Raw genomic sequence first — 16,925 nt, forward strand, 5'->3', positions numbered from 1 at the left:
AGGGCGTTATCGCGCGGTGGACGTCGTTGCCAGCCGCCGGACAGCCTCAGCTTCGTCCATCTCATAGCTATAGTCTTCCAGCATTTCGAGCGCCCGTTCGATCGCCTCGACCTGCTTTTTGGCTTCCTGCACGGCCTTGGCGATCGCTTCTATCCGCGCCTTGAGCATGTAGCCCAGAATATCGGTTGCCGGTCGCGTCCCCAACCGGTCGAGATGCCGGCCGACCCGGGCACCGTGGCTCTCCATCTCCGCTGCATGGAAGCGGGCCTTGCGGATATCGTTCAAAAGCGTTGCGCGCATTCGCTCGAGCGGATCGAAGGTGCCGGGCTCGCGCTCGTCGAGCACGATATCGTTGACCAGTTTCTCAATCACCATCAGGCCCTGGAGATCGCGGGGGTCAGCGAGTTCGGGATCATAGCCGGTGGCATCGAAAACCTTGCGGCGCAGCGGGTCGAGCAACAGGTCCTGCGCCTTCCGGGCCAGCACGAATGCATCGGCATCGCCACCGGAATCGGGGTGCGCCGACTTCGCAAGGCGCCGGTAGGCGGCCTTGATCGCCACATCATCCGCATCGCGGCTTACGCCTAGAGTGTCATAGGGATCAATCATGCCTCCATGTAACCCCGGAGGGAATCGTTGTCCACAGATGCCCCCCGATCTCGATAAGGTCGCCGGCTGAGAGCCCCGAGGCTCTAGATTATCCTCGCAGGTCCTGAATGCCGAGTTCTTCCCACATCCATTGAAAGCTGTAGCTCGCCATGGGATCGCTTGGATTCGGCCGCTTGGCAGTCTGATTTTCGAGGTATTTGAGCCATTCGACGACTTTTTTCCGGCCGTTGGGCGTCTTGACGGCCTGGCGCGGCGTCTTGTTTCCGAGCATCCCGACTTGCTGGTCGAGCGTTTCCCGATAGTGCTGGTCCATGAACTCACGGGCGATCTGCTCGGCGACTTCTGGCGGGACAACGGAAGTCGCCAGTTCCGCCTCTTGCTCAGGTCCATCGGCCATCATCTGCTCGACCGTACGGATCTCGGTGAGCGGCGTGCGAACCAGATCAGCGAGGGACTGCTGAATAATGGCCGTTCCCCTCTCCGCGCGAGCAGCAGAGTTGACCGAAAGATGCAGGAAACGGCCGTTCAATTCGATATTGCCCAGCACACGAAAGCCATCGTCCATCACGCTGTCAAGGGAAAGTCCGCAGGCCTGTTTTGCCTTTCCGCCACCTTTCTGCTCGTCTTCCAGCCAGTTCCAGAACTTTGCGTTTTCCGCGCGCAGTGCCGGTATTGCATCGAGCCGGCCAGCCACGTCTTTCTGCGTGACGCCAGACGCCAGGGGAAAACGGACTTCATGGAAGACGATCTCGTCACCGTCGGCATTCTGGAGGGCCGCTAAATCCACATTCATGGCCCGATCCAGGGTATCGAACAGCCATGACAGCGTGAACATCGGCGCGGCGGCTCGCAGTTCCTCATCGGTCGGCACCGGCAGCTTTTTCGAGTTCTTCTTTGCGAAAACGGCGCGTAAGCCATCGAACAGGTTTTCCGACGCCTGCAGGGTAAAGGGCAACAGGCCGCCGGCAAAGGTATTCTTGCCCAGCACGGGCACGATGCGTGCGGCAACGCGGTCCCATTGTTTCAGCGTCTTCGTAGCGGTTCCCTCGCTCACGAGCACGGGGGCGCCCCCACGAAGGAGATCGCGGGCCAACAGGGATTTTCCCGGCACGACCTCGCTGACTTCATAGAGGCTCATGACCGAGGAGCGGAGGGCCTTCATATAGGCTTTCGCCTGTGCGCCCTCCCGCCAGCCGCGCCGCTTGAGATATTCGTCGACCATATTGCCCTCGACCTCGAAATCCTGGGATAGGAAATCCTCGAAAGCGCAGCCCCAAAGCGTCATCGCCCAATCATCGCCGAGCAGTTCGGCAAGGTCATCGAACTCCATCTCGTCCGGATCAAGAACCGGTCCGAAATGATCGTCGAAAACCTCTTCGAAGCAATCGCGCCACTGGTCACGCGCGAGGAACTTCATCAGGCCTTTGAGGTCGTGGCTGGTGGGCATGGTCTTCCCCGTTCGTTGCCGGCAGTCCGCGATAATTCTCGTTGTCGTCGGTCGGCGCGTTTCGTGGAGCTGCACCATTCTGGCTGCGAATCTGATCATGCAGGGTGCCCAGCCTTGCATAATTCTCTTTCCAATTGCTTCTGTATGGCAAGCGGTTTTTGAATGAAGTGATGAATGCACGACACGCAACCACTCGTCACGCCGGCCGATAGACCCGGTTCGCCGTGTCGTGGAAGACGTCCACCACCGCCTTCGGGCCGTACTTCTCGACGGCTGCCGTGTGCGCCGAGAGGACGGCGGCATAGGTCGTCCAGAGCTTCTCGATCGGGAAGTTAGAGCCGAACATCAGGCGGTGGCTTCCGAGGATTTCAATGCCGCCATCGACGACAAGTGCGATAAACGCCGGGTCGTTCTTATGGCCGAAGGTGCCGAGGCCTGAAAGCTTGGCGGAGAGGTTTGGCAGATTGGCAAAATGAGCCAGGCCCTCTTTCCACGCTGCTACCGTCTCGGGGCGGTTGTCGGTCAGCATGCCGCAATGGGTGAGGATGAAATCAGTCTTCCGGTTCTCGGTGACAAGTTCGGCGCCCGCCTGCATTTGCGCCGGGAAAAGCTGCAGGTCGAAGGAATAGCCGTAGTCCTTGAGGCGTGAAACGTTACGGCGGACGGCCGGATCGAGCACCTGGGCCGGGTTCGGCGCGAAGCGATATTCCGGCGCGTCGTGCCAGTGAAGCTGCATGCGCACGCCGCGCACCAGCGGGTAGGCCTTGAGCCGGTCGAGTTGCGGGCGCACATCTTCCACCGTCATATCAGCATAGCCGACGATTGCATGCGGCCAGCCGGTCTCGGCGGCTGTCTCGCTCACCCAGGCGACCTCCTTCTCGAAATCGGTCTTGGCCCAATTGGTCTGCACATAGACGGCCTTGGCGACATCAAGTCCTTCGAGTTCGCCACGATATTCCGCGACCGGGTAATCGCGGCGGATCGGCTCGTAGGGTCCGAAGATGCGCGGCACCATCGGCCCATTCAGCCAGGGAAGATCATCTCGGCGCCAGATGTGGAAGTGGGAGTCAATGACTGAGGGCATGGGCTTTCTCCTTCCAGACGGCTGAGGCGCGGGGCGCCGGCCGGTCGAGGGTGAGCATGAAGCGGGCGATGGCATGAGCCGAGGAGCCATCGACCAGATCGTCGAGCCAGGGAAGCACGGCGGCAAGCGCCGCAGTTTCCGGCCGGAACCTGGCATCGCCGGCAAGCGGCGTCGCCAGCGAAAGCCGATGAGAAAGATGCGACAGCCGGCGTACCGCGCTTTCGAAATCCGCATGCCCGCCGCGTTCGAGGCCATCGGAAGCGATCATGACGAGGGCGCCGCGCGCCATGGCCGCAAATCGAGGGATTGCGAGGAATGCCTTGAGGGCGGGGCCAATGCGCGTACCGCCGTTCCAATCATCGACGGCGGCTGCGGCACGGGCAAGCGCGACGGTCTTGTCCTGCACCCGAAGCGCTGTCGTGATGCGGCTCAGCCGCGTGCCGATGGTGAAGACCTCGGTACGGGGAATTGCCTGTATCGTGGCATGGGCAAGCGCCAGGAGTTCGTCGGTGTGGGCGCTCATCGAGCCGGATATGTCGATGAAGATCAACGGGCGGCGCACCACCTCCTGCCGGCGGCGCAGGCGCGGTGCGGCGAGGTCGCCTTCGGCACGGACGATATCGCGAAGCGAGCGGCGGAGATCGATCGCGCCATTCGAGTGGACGCGAAGCTGCCGGAAGGAATGCCGGTGGGGCAGGGCATCGGCAAGGGCACGCCGGAATGCGCCGAGGCCGACCTCGTTTTGATCGAAATCGCGGGTCGAAAGGCGTTCGAGCGCTGATGCCTTTGCGCCTCCTTGTTCATGCTCAAGCGGAGTTTCGCCCTGGGGCTCGTTACCACCGCGGTCGTTGACGGCGGTCTCGTCCTCCAACGAATCCGCCAGAGCGTCGGCCTTCACTTCGCCGAAGAAGATGGCGCGGAAGAGGGCTTCGAACGCGCCCATTCGCTCGATTGGCGGCGCCAGCGTGGCGATAGCCGCATGGCGAATGTGCTCCATGCCGCGAGGCCGGAGCAGGGTGATGGCGGAGAGGAATGTCTCGGTTTGGTCAGGCGAGACGGCAAAGCCGTGGCGGCGGAGTGCATGGACGAAATCGAGGAAGGGAGTGCATTGGCGCGGCAGAGATGTCGTTGCCGAAGCGGCTTGCTCCCTCTTCTCCCCTGGGGGAGAAGGTGGCGCGAATGCGCCGGATGAGGGGTTGCGCGAAGCGCCCTGCGCCAAGGGGAACCCCTCATCGCCTCGCATACGCTCGGCACTTCTCCCCAGGGGGAGAAGAGGGAGATCGTCGCGTCCGCCCGTCATCACGCCAGCACCTCATCCAGAATGCGCGGCAACTCGCCACGCATCAGGGCCAGGTCCTCTTCGTCCTTGATCAGTACGCCGATGGCCCGGCGGAATGCTTCCGGCCATGGACTGCCGCCTTTTTCCAGCACCGTGGCGGCATTGGCCCATTCGACCGTTTCCGAAATGCCGGGTGGCTTGGCGAGCGGCCGCGCGCGGATGGCGCTGACCGCCCTTGCGACGGCCTCCGCCGTTGCCGCGGCGACGCCCGGCGCGCGGGCCGCGATGATAGCTGCTTCGCGGCCGGGATCCGGATAGGCAATCCAGTGGTAGACGCAGCGCCGCCTGAGCGCCTCGGCGAGTTCGCGGGTGCGGTTCGACGTGAGGATGACCACGGGCGGCTGGCTGGCGCTGACCGTGCCGCGCTCGGGGATCGAGATCTGGAAATCCGAGAGATATTCGAGGAGCAGCGCCTCGAATTCGTGATCGGAGCGGTCGATCTCGTCAACCAGAAGCACTGTGTGTTCGGGATTGCGGAGCGAACGGAGCAGGGGGCGTTCGATCAGGAAACGGTCGTCGTAGATATCGATATCCGCCTTGTCGGCTTGGCGGATGGCCAGAAGCTGGCGCTGGTAATTCCACTCATAAAGCGCGTGCTGGGCATCGACGCCCTCATAGCATTGCAGACGGATGAGGTCGCGCCCAAGGATTTGGGCGACAGCCTTGGCGGCTTCGGTCTTTCCGACGCCGGGCATGCCTTCGATCAGTAGCGGTTTGCCGAGCCTGATCGCCAGAAAGACTGCAGTTGCGAGCGGCTCGTCGGCGATGTAGCGGCAGGCCGTGAAATGCTCGGTCAACGTTTCGGGCGAGGCGAAGATATCGGAGGCCGATGGCTTATTCATTATCGTTCTCAATGGCTTGCGCGGCTTTGCTGAAGCGCGCGCAGAATTCGCTCCGGCGTGATCGGCAAGGTATCGACTCTCACGCCCACCGCATCGAATATCGCATTGGCAATGGCGGGAATCTGCGGGTTGGCGCACATCTCGCCGGGGCCTTTGGCGCCATAGGGTCCGTCCGCCGCCGGGCGTTCCAGTACCACAATTTCCGTGTCCGCCAGATCGCCGGGGCCGGGCATCAGATATTCGTTGAAGTCCCGCCCGCCATGCTCGCGGCTCGGATAATAGGGCTCGGTCGTTTCATAGAGCGCATGGCTCATGCCCATCCAGGACCCGCCAACCAGCTGCTGTTCGACCATCTTGGGGTTCAGCGCCCGGCCGATCTCGAAGACGTTCTTGATCGAGAGAACCGTCACTTCACCGGTCTCATCATCGACCTCGACGTCGGCGACGGTGCAGGCATGCGCATAGCAGGTCGAGGGCTTCATGGCGCCCGTCTCCATATCGGGATAGGAGCGGGGGACCAGGAACATGCCGCGTCCGGAGATCGAACGGCCGCGCTTGAAATGCGCGACAAGCGCGGTGTCGAAGATCGAGATCGACCGCTGCGGAGCGCCCTTGACATGGATGTTGCCCAGGCCATCGGTGTCGAGGTCGATAGCGTCCGTCTCCAGTTCCTCGGCTGCGACTTCCAGCATCACCTGCCGCGCCTCCTTGGCTGCCTGGATCACCGCATTGCCGGCGCGGTGCGTTCCGCGCGAGGCGAATGTGCCCATGCAATGCGGGCCGGTGTCGGTATCGGCGGTGTCGATGATGACGCGATCGACCGGCACGCCGATCGTCTCCGCACAGATCTGGCTCATGATCTGCTTCAGGCCCTGGCCGAGATCGACCGAGGAGAGCGAGACCATGAAATTGCCCGTCGGTGTCGAATGCACCAGTGCCTGGGTCGGATCGCCACCGAGATTCATGCCGGTGGGATAATTGACGGCCGAGACACCGCGGCCTTTCTTGATGACCATTGTTCAGCCCTCCCGCTTCATGGACGACATGGCGAAATATTTGTCCGCGAGCGGCCAGTTGGAAATGCGTGCCGCTTCCTGCATGCATTCGATCAGCGCGGCCCCCTCGGTCGGCTGTCTATGTGCCTTCATGTCGCCGTCGCGATAGGCATTGATGAAGCGGAATTCGAGCGGATCCATGCCGACGAGCCGCGCCAGCTTGTCCATCTGCACTTCGAGGGCGAAATCGCCGATCGTGACGCCGAAGCCGCGCATGGCGCTCGATGGCGTCCGGTTGGTGTAGACACAATAGCTATCGACGAACACATTCGGCACCGTATAGGGGCCAGGGAAGTGCGCGGCGGATTTTTGCGCGCCATAGGGCGAATGGCGGGAATAGGCGCCGGCATCGATAAAGGCCTTCACATAGCGGGCGACGATCCGGCCATCGTTCATCACGCCGTCCTTGATGACGAGCTTTTCGGCTGCGCGCGGCGAGGAGACCTGCATCTCCTCCTCGCGGCTATAGATGAAGGAGACGGGCCGGCCGGTGAGCTTGGCGCCGAGAATGGCGATCGGCTCGACGGTGACGTCCACCTTGCCGCCGAAGCCGCCGCCGACGGTGCCGCCGACCATGTGCAACTTGGCACCATCCATCTCAAGGATGATCGATGTGTTGTCGAGCGTGAAGAACATCGCTTGGGTATTGGTGTAGCAGGTGAAACGTCCATTGCCCTCGGGCATGACGATGCAGCCCGTTGTCTCGGTCGGCGCGTGCTCGATCGGGCCGGAGGAATAGGTCTGTTCCAGAATGTGATCGGCCTGGGCGAAGCCGGCATCGACATCGCCGAAGCGCACCTTGCGACATTCGCCGCTGTCGTAGTTATAGTAATTCTGGCCGTGATATTCGTTGACGACAGGCGCGCCGGGCTTCAGCGCATCGTCGATGCTCAGCACCGGTTGCAGCACCTCGTAGTCTACCCTGACCTTGGCCACCGCCTCGTTGGCGGCACGCTCGCTGTCGGCGAGGATCGCGACGATCGCTTCTCCCTTCCAGCGCACCTTGTCGGTCGCCAGTACGGTCTCGTCCTCCGGGCCGACCTGGATGAGGGTGAGGATGGTGTAGACATTGTGCGGCACGTCGGCGGCGGTCAGAATGCGGACGACGCCGGGATGTTTCTCCGCTTCGGAAAAATCGATGCCTCGAATGCGGGCATGGTGATGCGGGCTGCGCACCATTTTCAGATGCAGCAGGCCGGGGAAATTTCGGTCGGCGAAATAGGTCGTCGTGCCGGTTACGTGCCCCAGCGCATCGACCCTGAGGCTCGGCTTGCCGATCTCGTTCAGGTCATCCTTGCGCTGGTCGGCGAAGTAGGATTTGCGGACTTCCATGATCTCCCCCCTCAGGCCGCGTTGACGGAATTGGAACGCGATGCGGCAAGAATCGCCTGCACGATCGGTTCATAGCCCGTGCAGCGGCAGATATTGCCAGCAATTGCGTCGACGACATCCTCACGGCTCGGCTGCGGGTTGCGGTCGAGCAGCGCCTTGGCTGCCATCAGCATGCCCGGCGTGCAGAAGCCGCATTGGGTGGCGAAGCCCTCGTTGAAGGCGCGTTGCAGTGGGTGGAGCACGCCGCTTTCGGCGAGGCCTGCCGTGGTCTCGATAACCGTGCCGCTGCAGGTCTCGGCCAGGGTGAGACAGGAGAGCCTGATCTCGCCGTCTATCAGCACCGAACAGCTTCCGCATGTGCCCTGCTGACAGCCCGATTTCACCGACATGTCGCCCATCTTATCGCGCAATGCCTTCAAAAGTGTGGCGCCACTCTCGACGAACTCCGCTTTTTCCTCGCCGTTGAGTGTGAACTGGACTGGAACCTTGGCCATCATTTCCTCCCTGATCCGTTCACGCCAGCAACAGCCGGCCGAGATGCACCGGCAGGACCTGCGTCCGGTACCAGGCGCTGGCGATGGCATCGGTGATGGGGTCGGTGCCTTCGCTTGCGACCTCCAGGGCCTCGCGTATGCCCTCGGCGGTCCGTGGTTTGCCGGCGAGTGCGGCTTCGACCGCGCTGGCGCGGATCGGGCGATCGGCCATGCAGCCATAGGCGATGCGGGCGTTGGTGATCGCGCCACCGCTCTCCTCCAGGACAGCGGCGATCGTGATGACGGAGACGCCTTTCGGCTTGATGCGGGAGACCTTTATGAAGCGGAAGGCGTTGGCATCAGGCAGCGCGAAGCTGATGCTCCTCACCACGGAGCGGGCATAGGCGGTGTCGCGCTCCTTGAGAAACCGTTCAAGTGGAATGGACGCTCCGCCAACCTCGACATTCGCATCGAGCGCCAGAAGCGCAACGCCGAGATCGCCATAGGGGGCCGGCGCGAAGAGGTTGCCGCCGACGGTCGCCATGTTGCGGATCGCCGGGCCACCGACCGAATGCGCAGCCTTGGCGAGACATTCGAGCCTGGTGTCGGCGATGATGCGGCCCATCGTGACCGAGGCGCCGAGTGTCGCACGGCCACGATCGACGCTAATCGCCGAAAGTGCGGGATCGGTGGCGCGGATATAGCTTGAGAAGGTAACGTCACCTTCATTCGCGTCCCGCACCACGAGCGTTCCGCCGCCGAGGTAGCGTGCCGCGCCATCCGCGGCGAGTGCCGCCGCTGCGGCGTCGGACGTCGGAAAAGTCTGCAGCGTCAGAGCCATGACGTCCTCCTCAGATGTTTTCGGCGAAATGCGTCTTCAGGGCGTTGAAGCCGCCCTGGAAGACATTGATGCCCATGCCTTCGGCCACCTTGTCGGCCTCTTCAGCCGGCGCATCGAAGGTGGCGGTCCATTCGGCGAAGGTGCGGTCGCCGTCCGTCACGCGCTTCAGGGTGAAGGTCGCCTTGTGATTGCTGATCGGTTGCGGTGTTTCGATAATGCTGTAGCTGACCGAATGATCGGCATCGGAGAAAGCCAGCAGCTTCTCGCGGACGGTGGCGCCGGAAACGAGCTGGAAATTCCGGATGCAGCCGATCTCGTCGGCCGGGCGTCCGTCTTCGATCTTGCTGGCCACCATGCGCGGATGCCAGGTGGGCAGGCCGTTGAAGTCGCGGATGCGCGCCCATACTTTCTCGATCGGCGCGTCGATAACGGAGGAAATGGTGACTGTCGGCATGATCTGGTTCCCTGTCGTGATCGTGATGGGATCATCATAGGGACGCGCTATATGGGCGCTTATCGATGCGTCTGGCAGACTGATCGTTCAGTCTGATAATCGCGCAGCCATTCTTCTACCGACAGAGTTCCGCGCCGCGTTCACTGGCGGTAGCGACAAACCGGCCTTCATTCGACGCCGAGCGATAGACCGTCGGAGGCACGCCGGTATGCTCGCGGAAGAAGCGCGAGAAGTTGCCTTGCGTGGTGAAGCCGAGATTGCAGGCGACCGAGATCATCGACTCGTCCGAGGACTGCAGACAGCGCATGGCCTCGGTGATACGCAACGTGTTCCAGTAGACGTTCGGCGTGACACTCATCTGCTCCTTGAAGAGCGCGAAGAAATGCGGACGGGAAAGGCCGACACTGCGCGCCACATCGTCGAAACAGATGCGCTCGCCGACATTGGCTTCCATCAGTGCCAAGGCCTTGCGGATGCGGAAATCGCGGCCGCCGCGGATCATCTGGGCGGCGTCCTTCGGCCGGGCAGCATCGGCCACATCCATGACATGATCGATGAAGCGTTCGAGTTCGTAAGCGGCGAACTCGTCGTCGCCATCGGCAAGGCGATTGGGCAGGAATTGCGCCGCCTCGGCTAGCCAGCGTTCGAGTTGCATTACGGGCTCGGCAAATGCTGAAGTGCCGGCGCGGAGACCACGGCGCGATGCGAGCCAATCCCAATCGATATAGAAGGCCAGGAACTGGCCGGGGATTTCACTCTCGGCGAAGGTGTGATTGTGCGGTTCGAAGGAGTTGATCCCGATCGCCACGCCACGCTCGGGCACGACAGTCCGCCCGCCGACCGTCATCGTTCCGGCCGATCCGGCCAGCCATATCACGATATGAACCTCCGAATGCGCATGGGTGACCAGATTGCCACCGACATTCAGAAGCGAGACATGTCCGAACGGCCCCCGAAAGAGCCTTATCGATTCCGTCATCTGTTCCTCCCGCGAATGAGACCTCCAGTTTCGACGCGCATTGGCGCCGTCATCCGCAAGCCGGGAGTTTGGGTCTTCGGCGCGCTACAGTCAACAGTGTTGGGTTCTGACCAGAACGGGGCGCCTCATGGCGAGGCGGATTATCAGACTTTCCGATTGGCGCCTTGTTTCGGATGTACCACCGATCTCAGTACCCCACGGCCTTGCCGGAAACCGAGCGGCTGTCCATTGCACCGTTCAATCGAACGCCGTCGCCGCTCGCGATTTCCTCAATGCTCTTGCCACCCACCAGAATGCCGGCGGCCTGGCCCCAGATCGGCCAATCGAAGTCGATGTTCACGTCGTGCCCCATCTCCGAGAGCAGCTTTCGCGTATCCCTGGACAGCGCGAACGGCTCCATGAATACCTTGTCGGGCTGCCATTGATGATGGATACGTGGCGCATCGATCGCTTCCTGGATATTCATGCCATGGTCGATGACATTGATGATCGCTTCGAGCGTGATGGTGATGATGCGCGCGCCGCCGGGACTGCCGATCACCATGAAGAGCTTGCCGTCCTTGGTCACGATGGTCGGGCTCATCGATGACAGCGGCGTCTTCTTCGGCGCGATCGCATTGGCCTCGCCCTGCACCAGTCCGTAGAGATTGGCGACGCCGGGTTTTGAAGTGAAATCGTCCATCTCGTTGTTGAGCAGGATGCCCGTGCCGTCGGCCACGACGCCTGCGCCGAAGGAGCCGTTCAGCGTATAGGTGACCGCCACCGCATTGCCGTCCTTGTCGACGATCGAATAGTGCGTCGTCTCGTTGCTCTCGGCGAGGCCGAGTGGCTTGATGTCGTCGGATTTTCCGGCGCGGAACGGATCGATCGCGGCGCGGATCTTCGCTGCATAGGTCTTGTCGGTCAGCGTCTCGACCGGATTGTCGATGAAATCTGGGTCGCCGAGGGCAGCGTTGCGGTCGGCATAGGCGTAGCGCATCGCCTCGACCATATAGTGGACGGTTTCCGAGGATTCCGTGCCGAGATGGGCGAGCGGATAGGCCTCCAATATGTTGAGGATTTCGCAGATGATCACCCCGCCCGAACTCGGCGGCGGCGACGAGACGATTTCATAGCCGCGATAATTGCACTTGATGGGCGCCAGTTCGCGCACCGAATATTGCTCGAAATCGGCCCTTGCCAATATGCCGCCCTTCGCGGTGCTGGCTTTGACGATCGCATCGGCGATGGCGCCCTTGTAGAAGGCATCGGGTCCGTCTTTCGATATGCTTTCGAGGCTCACAGCGAGTTCAGGCTGTTTGAGTTGATCGCCGACAGCAAAGGGCTTGCCATCAGCCTTCATGAAGATTGCTGCTGCGGCCTTGTCCTTGCCGAGCTTTTTGGCGCCGGAATTGAGCGTGACGACGTCACCCTGTTGGAGCGTGAATCCGTCCTTCGCAAGCCTGATGGCGGTAACCATCAGTTCCTCGCGCGGCCTGGTGCCGTATTTGACGCGCGCCGTTTCCAGCCCCATCACCGACCCCGGCACGCCGACCGCCAGATAACCAGCAGTCGAAAGGCCCTTGACGACATTGCCGTCCTTGTCCTGATACATGGTCTTGGTGGCGGCGAGCGGTGCGCGCTCGCGGAAATCGAGGAAAGCCGTCTTGCCGTCTTTCAGCCGGATGGTCATGAAGCCGCCGCCGCCGATATTGCCCGCCGAGGGATAGATTACGGCCAGCACATAGCCGACCGCGACAGCGGCATCGACGGCATTGCCACCATTCTTCAGCACTTCGACCCCGGCGTCCGACGCCAGACGATGCGCGGTCACCACCATGCCATTGTCGGCTTCCACAGGCCGCGGCGAGAAGGCAAATCCCTGCTGCGAGGGCAGAACGAGCAGGGCGAGGGCAAGCGTAATGGAAAAAACAGATTTCAGCTTCGGGTGCATGGCACTCTCCCTTTGTCGAACCTACATGATGTCGGTGGCAGCCTTCGGGTATCGCCGGCGCGGAATGCGCGTCCCGAAACAAAGTAGGAGAAAATCGATGAATGGCAAGCCGATCAAGATCCCTGGCCCCGATCATCCCATCACGATCACGCCGGAGACGGCCCATGTGATAGTACGGGCCGGCGGGCAGGTCATCGCCGATACCAACAGGGCACTTGCGCTCAAGGAGGCATCCTATCCCGGCGTGTTCTATATTCCTCGGGAAGACGCCAAAATGGATCTGCTCAGCCGCACGGATCACCAGACTTATTGCCCCTACAAGGGCGACGCCGCCTATTTCAGCCTGCCGACCGGCGATGAAGGCAGGAATGCGGTCTGGACCTATGAGTCACCCTATGATGCCGTGAGCCCCATCAAGGATCATCTCGCCTTCTACGCCGACAAGGTGGAGATCGAGGTTCGCGCCTGATTTGAGGTGCCATTGCCGTCGTCGGAAAGTCGTTTTGCTTCGGCGTTCTCCAGTTGGCGCACAGGCGTGAAGACCACGCATTGATGGAATGACGCGGCGCATCAATGCGTGCTGGCCGAACGACACTGATATCCCCAGCATATTTCCGTCTTTGGAACAGAGTTTCGTCGGTGCCTTATTTTTTACGAAAAATTGATCAATTTCCCGACTTTCACACGGCGGTAAAGATTCGCGCAGGATTTGGCGGGTACTCTTCCGTCCATGTGAATTCAGAAGCGCCCGCAGGGCACCGTCGGGGACGTTCTTAGCGATTCGGGACGGGCGGGCTTCAAGACACGGAGAACCGAATGACCGCACGCATCGATAAGGATGCCTTCGCGGCCGTTGACACAGCGCGAGCTGCGACAGCCAAAATTTCAAAATCCAACAATCCATTGGCCGACGGCGTGATGTCGGGATACGCATGGGGTGGCGCGATCACCTACGCGTTTCCGGATGCAGTCGCCGACTATGCGAGGAGGTACGGCGAAGAGACCAGGAAGGATTTCGGACAGTTTTCGAGCATTCAGAAAGAGATTGTCCGGTCGATCCTCGACCAAGCGGACGGTCAGGCCGCCAATGACGGATTCTCCGTCGAAGGCTTCACCAAGCTCGATGTGAAACAAGGATCGGAAAACAATGCGACGATCCGTTATGCCGATTCCAATGCCGCCAATCCGACCGCCTATGCATATTATCCCTCATCCGGTGCTACGGGTCGGGGCGGCGACGTATGGTTCGGCGACTACAGCGCGTATCAAAATCCCTCGCCCGGCAACTATGCCTATGCCACGATACTGCATGAGACCGGCCATGCGCTCGGCCTGAAGCACGGCCACGATGCGAGCAATTTCGACCGGATTCAGACGGTTTTGAAGGGCAGGTACGACTCGCACGAATATTCCGTCATGACCTATCACAGCTATGCCGGCCAGAAGCGCACGGGATACACCAACGAGGATTTTGGCTATCCTCAGACCTATATGATGGCCGACATCTCCGCCCTCCAGCACATGTATGGCGCTGATTACACCACCAATGCGGGCAACACGGTCTATAGCTGGGACGAAGACAGCGGCGACACCCGCGTGAACGGTGCCATCGCGATTGACATGAAGCCCGGCGCAAACCGCATTTTCGCAACGATATGGGACGGCGGTGGCAACGACACCTACGATCTCAGCGCCTACTCGGACAGGGTCGTCATCGATCTGCGCCCGGGCAATAGCTCGGTGTTCAGCCAGGCGCAGCTTGCTGACCTCGATGCCTCGGGCGGCCACAGGGCCGGCGGCAATATCTACAACGCTATGCTTTTCAAGGGCAACAACCGCTCGCTGATCGAAAACGCCGTCGGCGGCTCCGGCGACGACAGGCTAACCGGCAACAATGGCGGCAATTACCTGAACGGCAATGCCGGAAACGACGTACTGAACGGATTGAAGGGCACGGACACCTATCACGGCGGCATCGGCGACGATGTGTTCGTCTTCGGCAGATCCTACGGCACGGACACGATCGACGACTTCGCCAATGGCGAGGATCGCATCAATCTGAGCGGGTTCAACCTGGACGGCTTCGCCGAGCTTCAGGGCCTGATGAGCGTTACCGGCGGCAATATCGAAATCAGGTTCGGCAGCGGCGAAGTGCTCGCTCTGCTGTCGACCGGATGGGGTGAACTGGACGCGTCGGATTTCATTCTCTGAGCCGACGTCAAGTATATAGCTGTTGCGAACTCAGTTCAGGGCTCGGCGTCGTCATCATCACGCCGCGCTTCGGAAGGTGGGACCAAGACACTACTTGTATTTGAACTTCCGGGCGGCACATCTCTGTGAGTGGGTACTGACGGAAAACATGGCAGTAAACCGCCCCGCCCGGAGAATCCAGAATGGCACAAGCATTTTATTGTGCAAGTGAAAGTAATTGTTAACCCTAATTGCGGCCAGCCTCGGCCGGCCGAGGCTGTTCGTCAAGCCGCAAGCGACGGGGCTAAACCAGCAGCAGATCGTCGCCGACCAATGTGATTTTCCCACCGAGCTCGAGCGTAAAATCAGCAACGCCGTTTCCGTTCATGTCGCCCTGAAGCAATGTGTTTCCGTTCTTGAAATGGAACCGCAACTCGCCATCGGAACCGGAGAAGGCCGAATTGCCGATGAAAGTCAGGTCACCGAGCGCCGTCAAGTCGATGACGTCGTCCTGGTTCTGAGAGAAGTCATAGATAAAGGTCTGAACCTTATTCTTGCCGAGCGTCCCAATCGCCCCGGTCGTCAAGAAAACAAATCTATCGCTGCCGACGCCACCACCGAGCCAATTGCCCGCTATTCCGGCGGTCAATACGTCATCACCGCCGCCTCCCCAGGCGAAACCCTCTTTCGCCGAGCCGAGCTTGATGGTGTCGTCTTCATCGCCGCCGCCGGCTGCCTCGAAACCATTGGCGTCCTCAACATTGCCGAAACCGTCGTCTTTGATTTGACCTGAGGAAAGCGACAGGTCAACGTCGGCGCCCTGCTGGCCCATATCATCCGAGACGTAGAACTCCAGGACATCGAACCCCTTGCCGCCCTGGAAACTGTCGACGCCAGCCAGGCCAATGAAGTGATTGTCGCCTTTGTCGCCAATAAATGTGTCGCTGTGTTCCGTACCGAAAATACGCTCGATGCTGATCACCTTGTCGGTGTCGCCAAATCCGTCGATTATCTTTTGTTGCGCGAGATTTACGGAGATTCCGGCACTTCCGCCATATTTGTCGTCAAGGTAGTACCGCGCCTCGTCAAGGCCCCCGCGGCCATCCAGCAGGTCGGCGCCGTCCAGGCCTGCAAAGGCATCCGCCTTCTTGCTTCCGAGCATGCTGTCCTTGTAAACCGATCCCCGGAATTCCTCGAACTTCGAGATTTTGTCCTTGTCCCCCCAACTGTCGGCGACCATGCCCTTTTCGACGTCGAGCTTGATCCCCTTCGTGTCATCGTCCCGATAAAACGTGTCCTCATAGCTCAGCGTATCCCAGCCGCTGCCGCCCTTCAGGAGGTCGTCGCCTTTTGAGCCGGCAATGTAGCTGCCGCCCGCGCCGGCAATGATCGTGTCGTTGCCGTGATTTTCGCCGAAGTTCAAATCATTGCCGATGCTGTTGCCGATGATCGTGTCGTTGCCCGCACTCAGGAAAGATACGAATTCCCAGATGCTTTCGTCGCCGTTCAGGGTCGAGACCAGATTCACCGCGTTGAAATTGCCATCGCTTACGGCAAAGAGCGTCCCGCCATTCTCATCGACGAACCAAACGTTGCTGATCTTACCCCCGGTCACAACATTGCCGCTGAAGGTAAGGTCGGTTCCGGTCAGAATGATCTGCGCGCCGTTGGCATCCTCGTAGAAAATGATAGTGGCGTCGTGTGATGAAATCGCCAGCGTCTCCCCATCGAAGAAATCATCGAAGAAACCGAACTCGGGCATCCCGCTGCCGATTGTGAACTTGGCCATGGTAAATCTCTCCTAATAGTACTTCAGCTGTGGTGTAATCGTAGCAGAACTATTCAGCTTTAGAAGTAAAGTTTATAGTTGGATTGTGACGTCGAATTCGTATCAGGTATAGTCCATTTTCCTGACGCTAGGAGGTACCCGGCGCCCAGCCCGGCGGCGCCATCCTGAACCCCGAAAACTCGAAACCCGGCGCCACCGTACAGCCCACCAGCGTCCAATCGCCGAGGCTTTTCGCGCTCTGCCACTCACCTTTTCGAACAATGCCCTGCGGCCGCTCCCCGGCAAGGATATCCGGGCCGATGACGATACTGCGCTCCGCCTTGCCGTCGTCGGAAAGGCGAAGTTCGAGCGGGGCGCCGGCATGGTAGTGCCAGATCTCCACCGCGTCGACCGTGTGCCAGTGCGAGCGGTCGCCGCCTTCGAGCAGGTAATAGATCGCCGTGGAACTTGCCCGGCCGGCGATACCCTCGTTGTCGCGGAAGGTCTGGATATACCATCCGCCTTCCGGGTGGGGTTCGAGCTTCAGGGCGGTGATGATGTCTTGCGCGGTGGTCATGG

The 16,925-nt window shown here is 60.8% G+C and carries 16 protein-coding genes; 2 read left to right on the forward strand and 14 right to left on the reverse strand.

The features are described from left to right. Positions 1–6 precede the first annotated feature (6 nt). The 12 genes from ACSQ26_RS07490 to ggt form a co-directional block, all read right to left on the reverse strand. Complete coding sequence (locus ACSQ26_RS07490) at positions 7–609, reverse strand: J domain-containing protein (RefSeq protein ID WP_436007776.1); 603 nt, start codon at positions 607–609, stop codon at positions 7–9. 88 nt (positions 610–697) lie between these two features. After that, positions 698–2,056 (reverse strand): hypothetical protein, encoded by a 1,359-nt coding sequence (locus tag ACSQ26_RS07495; RefSeq protein ID WP_436015149.1) that lies wholly within the window; start codon positions 2,054–2,056, stop codon positions 698–700. 196 nt (positions 2,057–2,252) lie between these two features. After that, on the reverse strand, positions 2,253–3,140 hold the full coding sequence (locus tag ACSQ26_RS07500; protein WP_436007778.1) for an amidohydrolase family protein: 888 nt from the start codon (positions 3,138–3,140) through the stop codon (positions 2,253–2,255). After that, positions 3,124–4,359, reverse strand: coding sequence for a VWA domain-containing protein (locus tag ACSQ26_RS07505; protein WP_436007780.1), 1,236 nt, complete (start codon positions 4,357–4,359; stop codon positions 3,124–3,126). Before ACSQ26_RS07505 ends, ACSQ26_RS07500 begins: the two co-directional genes overlap by 17 nt. A gap of 80 nt (positions 4,360–4,439) precedes the next feature. Further along, positions 4,440–5,321 carry an AAA family ATPase gene (locus ACSQ26_RS07510; RefSeq protein ID WP_436007782.1) on the reverse strand — a complete coding sequence of 294 codons (882 nt, stop codon included), beginning with the start codon at positions 5,319–5,321 and terminating at the stop codon, positions 4,440–4,442. Positions 5,322–5,329: 8 nt separating this feature from the next. Then, positions 5,330–6,337 (reverse strand): xanthine dehydrogenase family protein molybdopterin-binding subunit, encoded by a 1,008-nt coding sequence (locus tag ACSQ26_RS07515; RefSeq protein ID WP_436007784.1) that lies wholly within the window; start codon positions 6,335–6,337, stop codon positions 5,330–5,332. A gap of 3 nt (positions 6,338–6,340) precedes the next feature. Continuing rightward, a complete protein-coding gene (locus ACSQ26_RS07520) occupies positions 6,341–7,708 on the reverse strand; it encodes a xanthine dehydrogenase family protein molybdopterin-binding subunit (protein ID WP_436007786.1) in 1,368 nt (455 codons plus the stop codon). Positions 7,709–7,719: 11 nt separating this feature from the next. After that, entirely contained in the window at positions 7,720–8,202 is a 483-nt protein-coding gene (locus ACSQ26_RS07525; protein ID WP_436007788.1) for a (2Fe-2S)-binding protein, read from the reverse strand. A gap of 19 nt (positions 8,203–8,221) precedes the next feature. Beyond that, the gene (locus ACSQ26_RS07530) at positions 8,222–9,022 is read right to left on the reverse strand and encodes an FAD binding domain-containing protein (RefSeq protein ID WP_436007790.1); all 801 of its coding nucleotides are present in this window, start codon (positions 9,020–9,022) and stop codon (positions 8,222–8,224) included. Positions 9,023–9,032: 10 nt separating this feature from the next. Beyond that, positions 9,033–9,476, reverse strand: a complete 444-nt coding sequence (locus ACSQ26_RS07535; RefSeq protein WP_436007792.1) for an SRPBCC family protein — start codon at positions 9,474–9,476, stop codon at positions 9,033–9,035. Between the two features lie 115 nt (positions 9,477–9,591). Continuing rightward, positions 9,592–10,455 (reverse strand): helix-turn-helix domain-containing protein, encoded by an 864-nt coding sequence (locus tag ACSQ26_RS07540; RefSeq protein ID WP_436007794.1) that lies wholly within the window; start codon positions 10,453–10,455, stop codon positions 9,592–9,594. A gap of 187 nt (positions 10,456–10,642) precedes the next feature. After that, a complete protein-coding gene (gene ggt / locus ACSQ26_RS07545; RefSeq protein ID WP_436007796.1) occupies positions 10,643–12,388 on the reverse strand; it encodes a gamma-glutamyltransferase in 1,746 nt (581 codons plus the stop codon). A 97-nt stretch (positions 12,389–12,485) separates the two neighbouring features. Between ggt and ACSQ26_RS07550 the strand changes: the two genes are divergently transcribed. Together ACSQ26_RS07550 and ACSQ26_RS07555 are read left to right on the forward strand one after the other, a co-directional pair. After that, on the forward strand, positions 12,486–12,857 hold the full coding sequence (locus tag ACSQ26_RS07550) for a DUF427 domain-containing protein (protein ID WP_436007798.1): 372 nt from the start codon (positions 12,486–12,488) through the stop codon (positions 12,855–12,857). Positions 12,858–13,204: 347 nt separating this feature from the next. After that, on the forward strand, positions 13,205–14,599 hold the full coding sequence (locus ACSQ26_RS07555) for a M10 family metallopeptidase (RefSeq protein WP_436007800.1): 1,395 nt from the start codon (positions 13,205–13,207) through the stop codon (positions 14,597–14,599). A 283-nt stretch (positions 14,600–14,882) separates the two neighbouring features. Here the strand turns inward: ACSQ26_RS07555 and ACSQ26_RS07560 are convergent, their stop codons facing one another. Together ACSQ26_RS07560 and ACSQ26_RS07565 are read right to left on the reverse strand one after the other, a co-directional pair. After that, the gene (locus ACSQ26_RS07560) at positions 14,883–16,367 is read right to left on the reverse strand and encodes a hypothetical protein (protein ID WP_436007802.1); all 1,485 of its coding nucleotides are present in this window, start codon (positions 16,365–16,367) and stop codon (positions 14,883–14,885) included. Between the two features lie 127 nt (positions 16,368–16,494). Then, complete coding sequence (locus ACSQ26_RS07565; protein ID WP_436007804.1) at positions 16,495–16,923, reverse strand: cupin domain-containing protein; 429 nt, start codon at positions 16,921–16,923, stop codon at positions 16,495–16,497. Positions 16,924–16,925: the final 2 nt, after the last annotated feature.

Origin of the sequence: Rhizobium sp. LjRoot254 (genome assembly GCF_964254105.1) — a bacterium.
Taxonomy (GTDB): domain Bacteria; phylum Pseudomonadota; class Alphaproteobacteria; order Rhizobiales; family Rhizobiaceae; genus Rhizobium_E.

What these genes read in the sequence shown, in the direction of transcription:
- ACSQ26_RS07515 (WP_436007784.1), bottom strand. Translation starts at nt 6,337, where the DNA reads ATGGTCATCAAGAAAGGCCGCGGTGTCTCGGCCGTCAATTATCCCACC.
- ACSQ26_RS07525 (WP_436007788.1), bottom strand. Translation starts at nt 8,202, where the DNA reads ATGGCCAAGGTTCCAGTCCAGTTCACACTCAACGGCGAGGAAAAAGCG.
- ACSQ26_RS07510 (WP_436007782.1), bottom strand. Translation starts at nt 5,321, where the DNA reads ATGAATAAGCCATCGGCCTCCGATATCTTCGCCTCGCCCGAAACGTTG.
- ACSQ26_RS07540 (WP_436007794.1), bottom strand. Translation starts at nt 10,455, where the DNA reads ATGACGGAATCGATAAGGCTCTTTCGGGGGCCGTTCGGACATGTCTCG.
- ACSQ26_RS07500 (WP_436007778.1), bottom strand. Translation starts at nt 3,140, where the DNA reads ATGCCCTCAGTCATTGACTCCCACTTCCACATCTGGCGCCGAGATGAT.
- ACSQ26_RS07490 (WP_436007776.1), bottom strand. Translation starts at nt 609, where the DNA reads ATGATTGATCCCTATGACACTCTAGGCGTAAGCCGCGATGCGGATGAT.
- ggt (WP_436007796.1), bottom strand. Translation starts at nt 12,388, where the DNA reads ATGCACCCGAAGCTGAAATCTGTTTTTTCCATTACGCTTGCCCTCGCC.
- ACSQ26_RS07560 (WP_436007802.1), bottom strand. Translation starts at nt 16,367, where the DNA reads ATGGCCAAGTTCACAATCGGCAGCGGGATGCCCGAGTTCGGTTTCTTC.
- ACSQ26_RS07530 (WP_436007790.1), bottom strand. Translation starts at nt 9,022, where the DNA reads ATGGCTCTGACGCTGCAGACTTTTCCGACGTCCGACGCCGCAGCGGCG.
- ACSQ26_RS07555 (WP_436007800.1), top strand. Translation starts at nt 13,205, where the DNA reads ATGACCGCACGCATCGATAAGGATGCCTTCGCGGCCGTTGACACAGCG.
- ACSQ26_RS07495 (WP_436015149.1), bottom strand. Translation starts at nt 2,056, where the DNA reads ATGCCCACCAGCCACGACCTCAAAGGCCTGATGAAGTTCCTCGCGCGT.
- ACSQ26_RS07535 (WP_436007792.1), bottom strand. Translation starts at nt 9,476, where the DNA reads ATGCCGACAGTCACCATTTCCTCCGTTATCGACGCGCCGATCGAGAAA.
- ACSQ26_RS07520 (WP_436007786.1), bottom strand. Translation starts at nt 7,708, where the DNA reads ATGGAAGTCCGCAAATCCTACTTCGCCGACCAGCGCAAGGATGACCTG.
- ACSQ26_RS07565 (WP_436007804.1), bottom strand. Translation starts at nt 16,923, where the DNA reads ATGACCACCGCGCAAGACATCATCACCGCCCTGAAGCTCGAACCCCAC.
- ACSQ26_RS07550 (WP_436007798.1), top strand. Translation starts at nt 12,486, where the DNA reads ATGAATGGCAAGCCGATCAAGATCCCTGGCCCCGATCATCCCATCACG.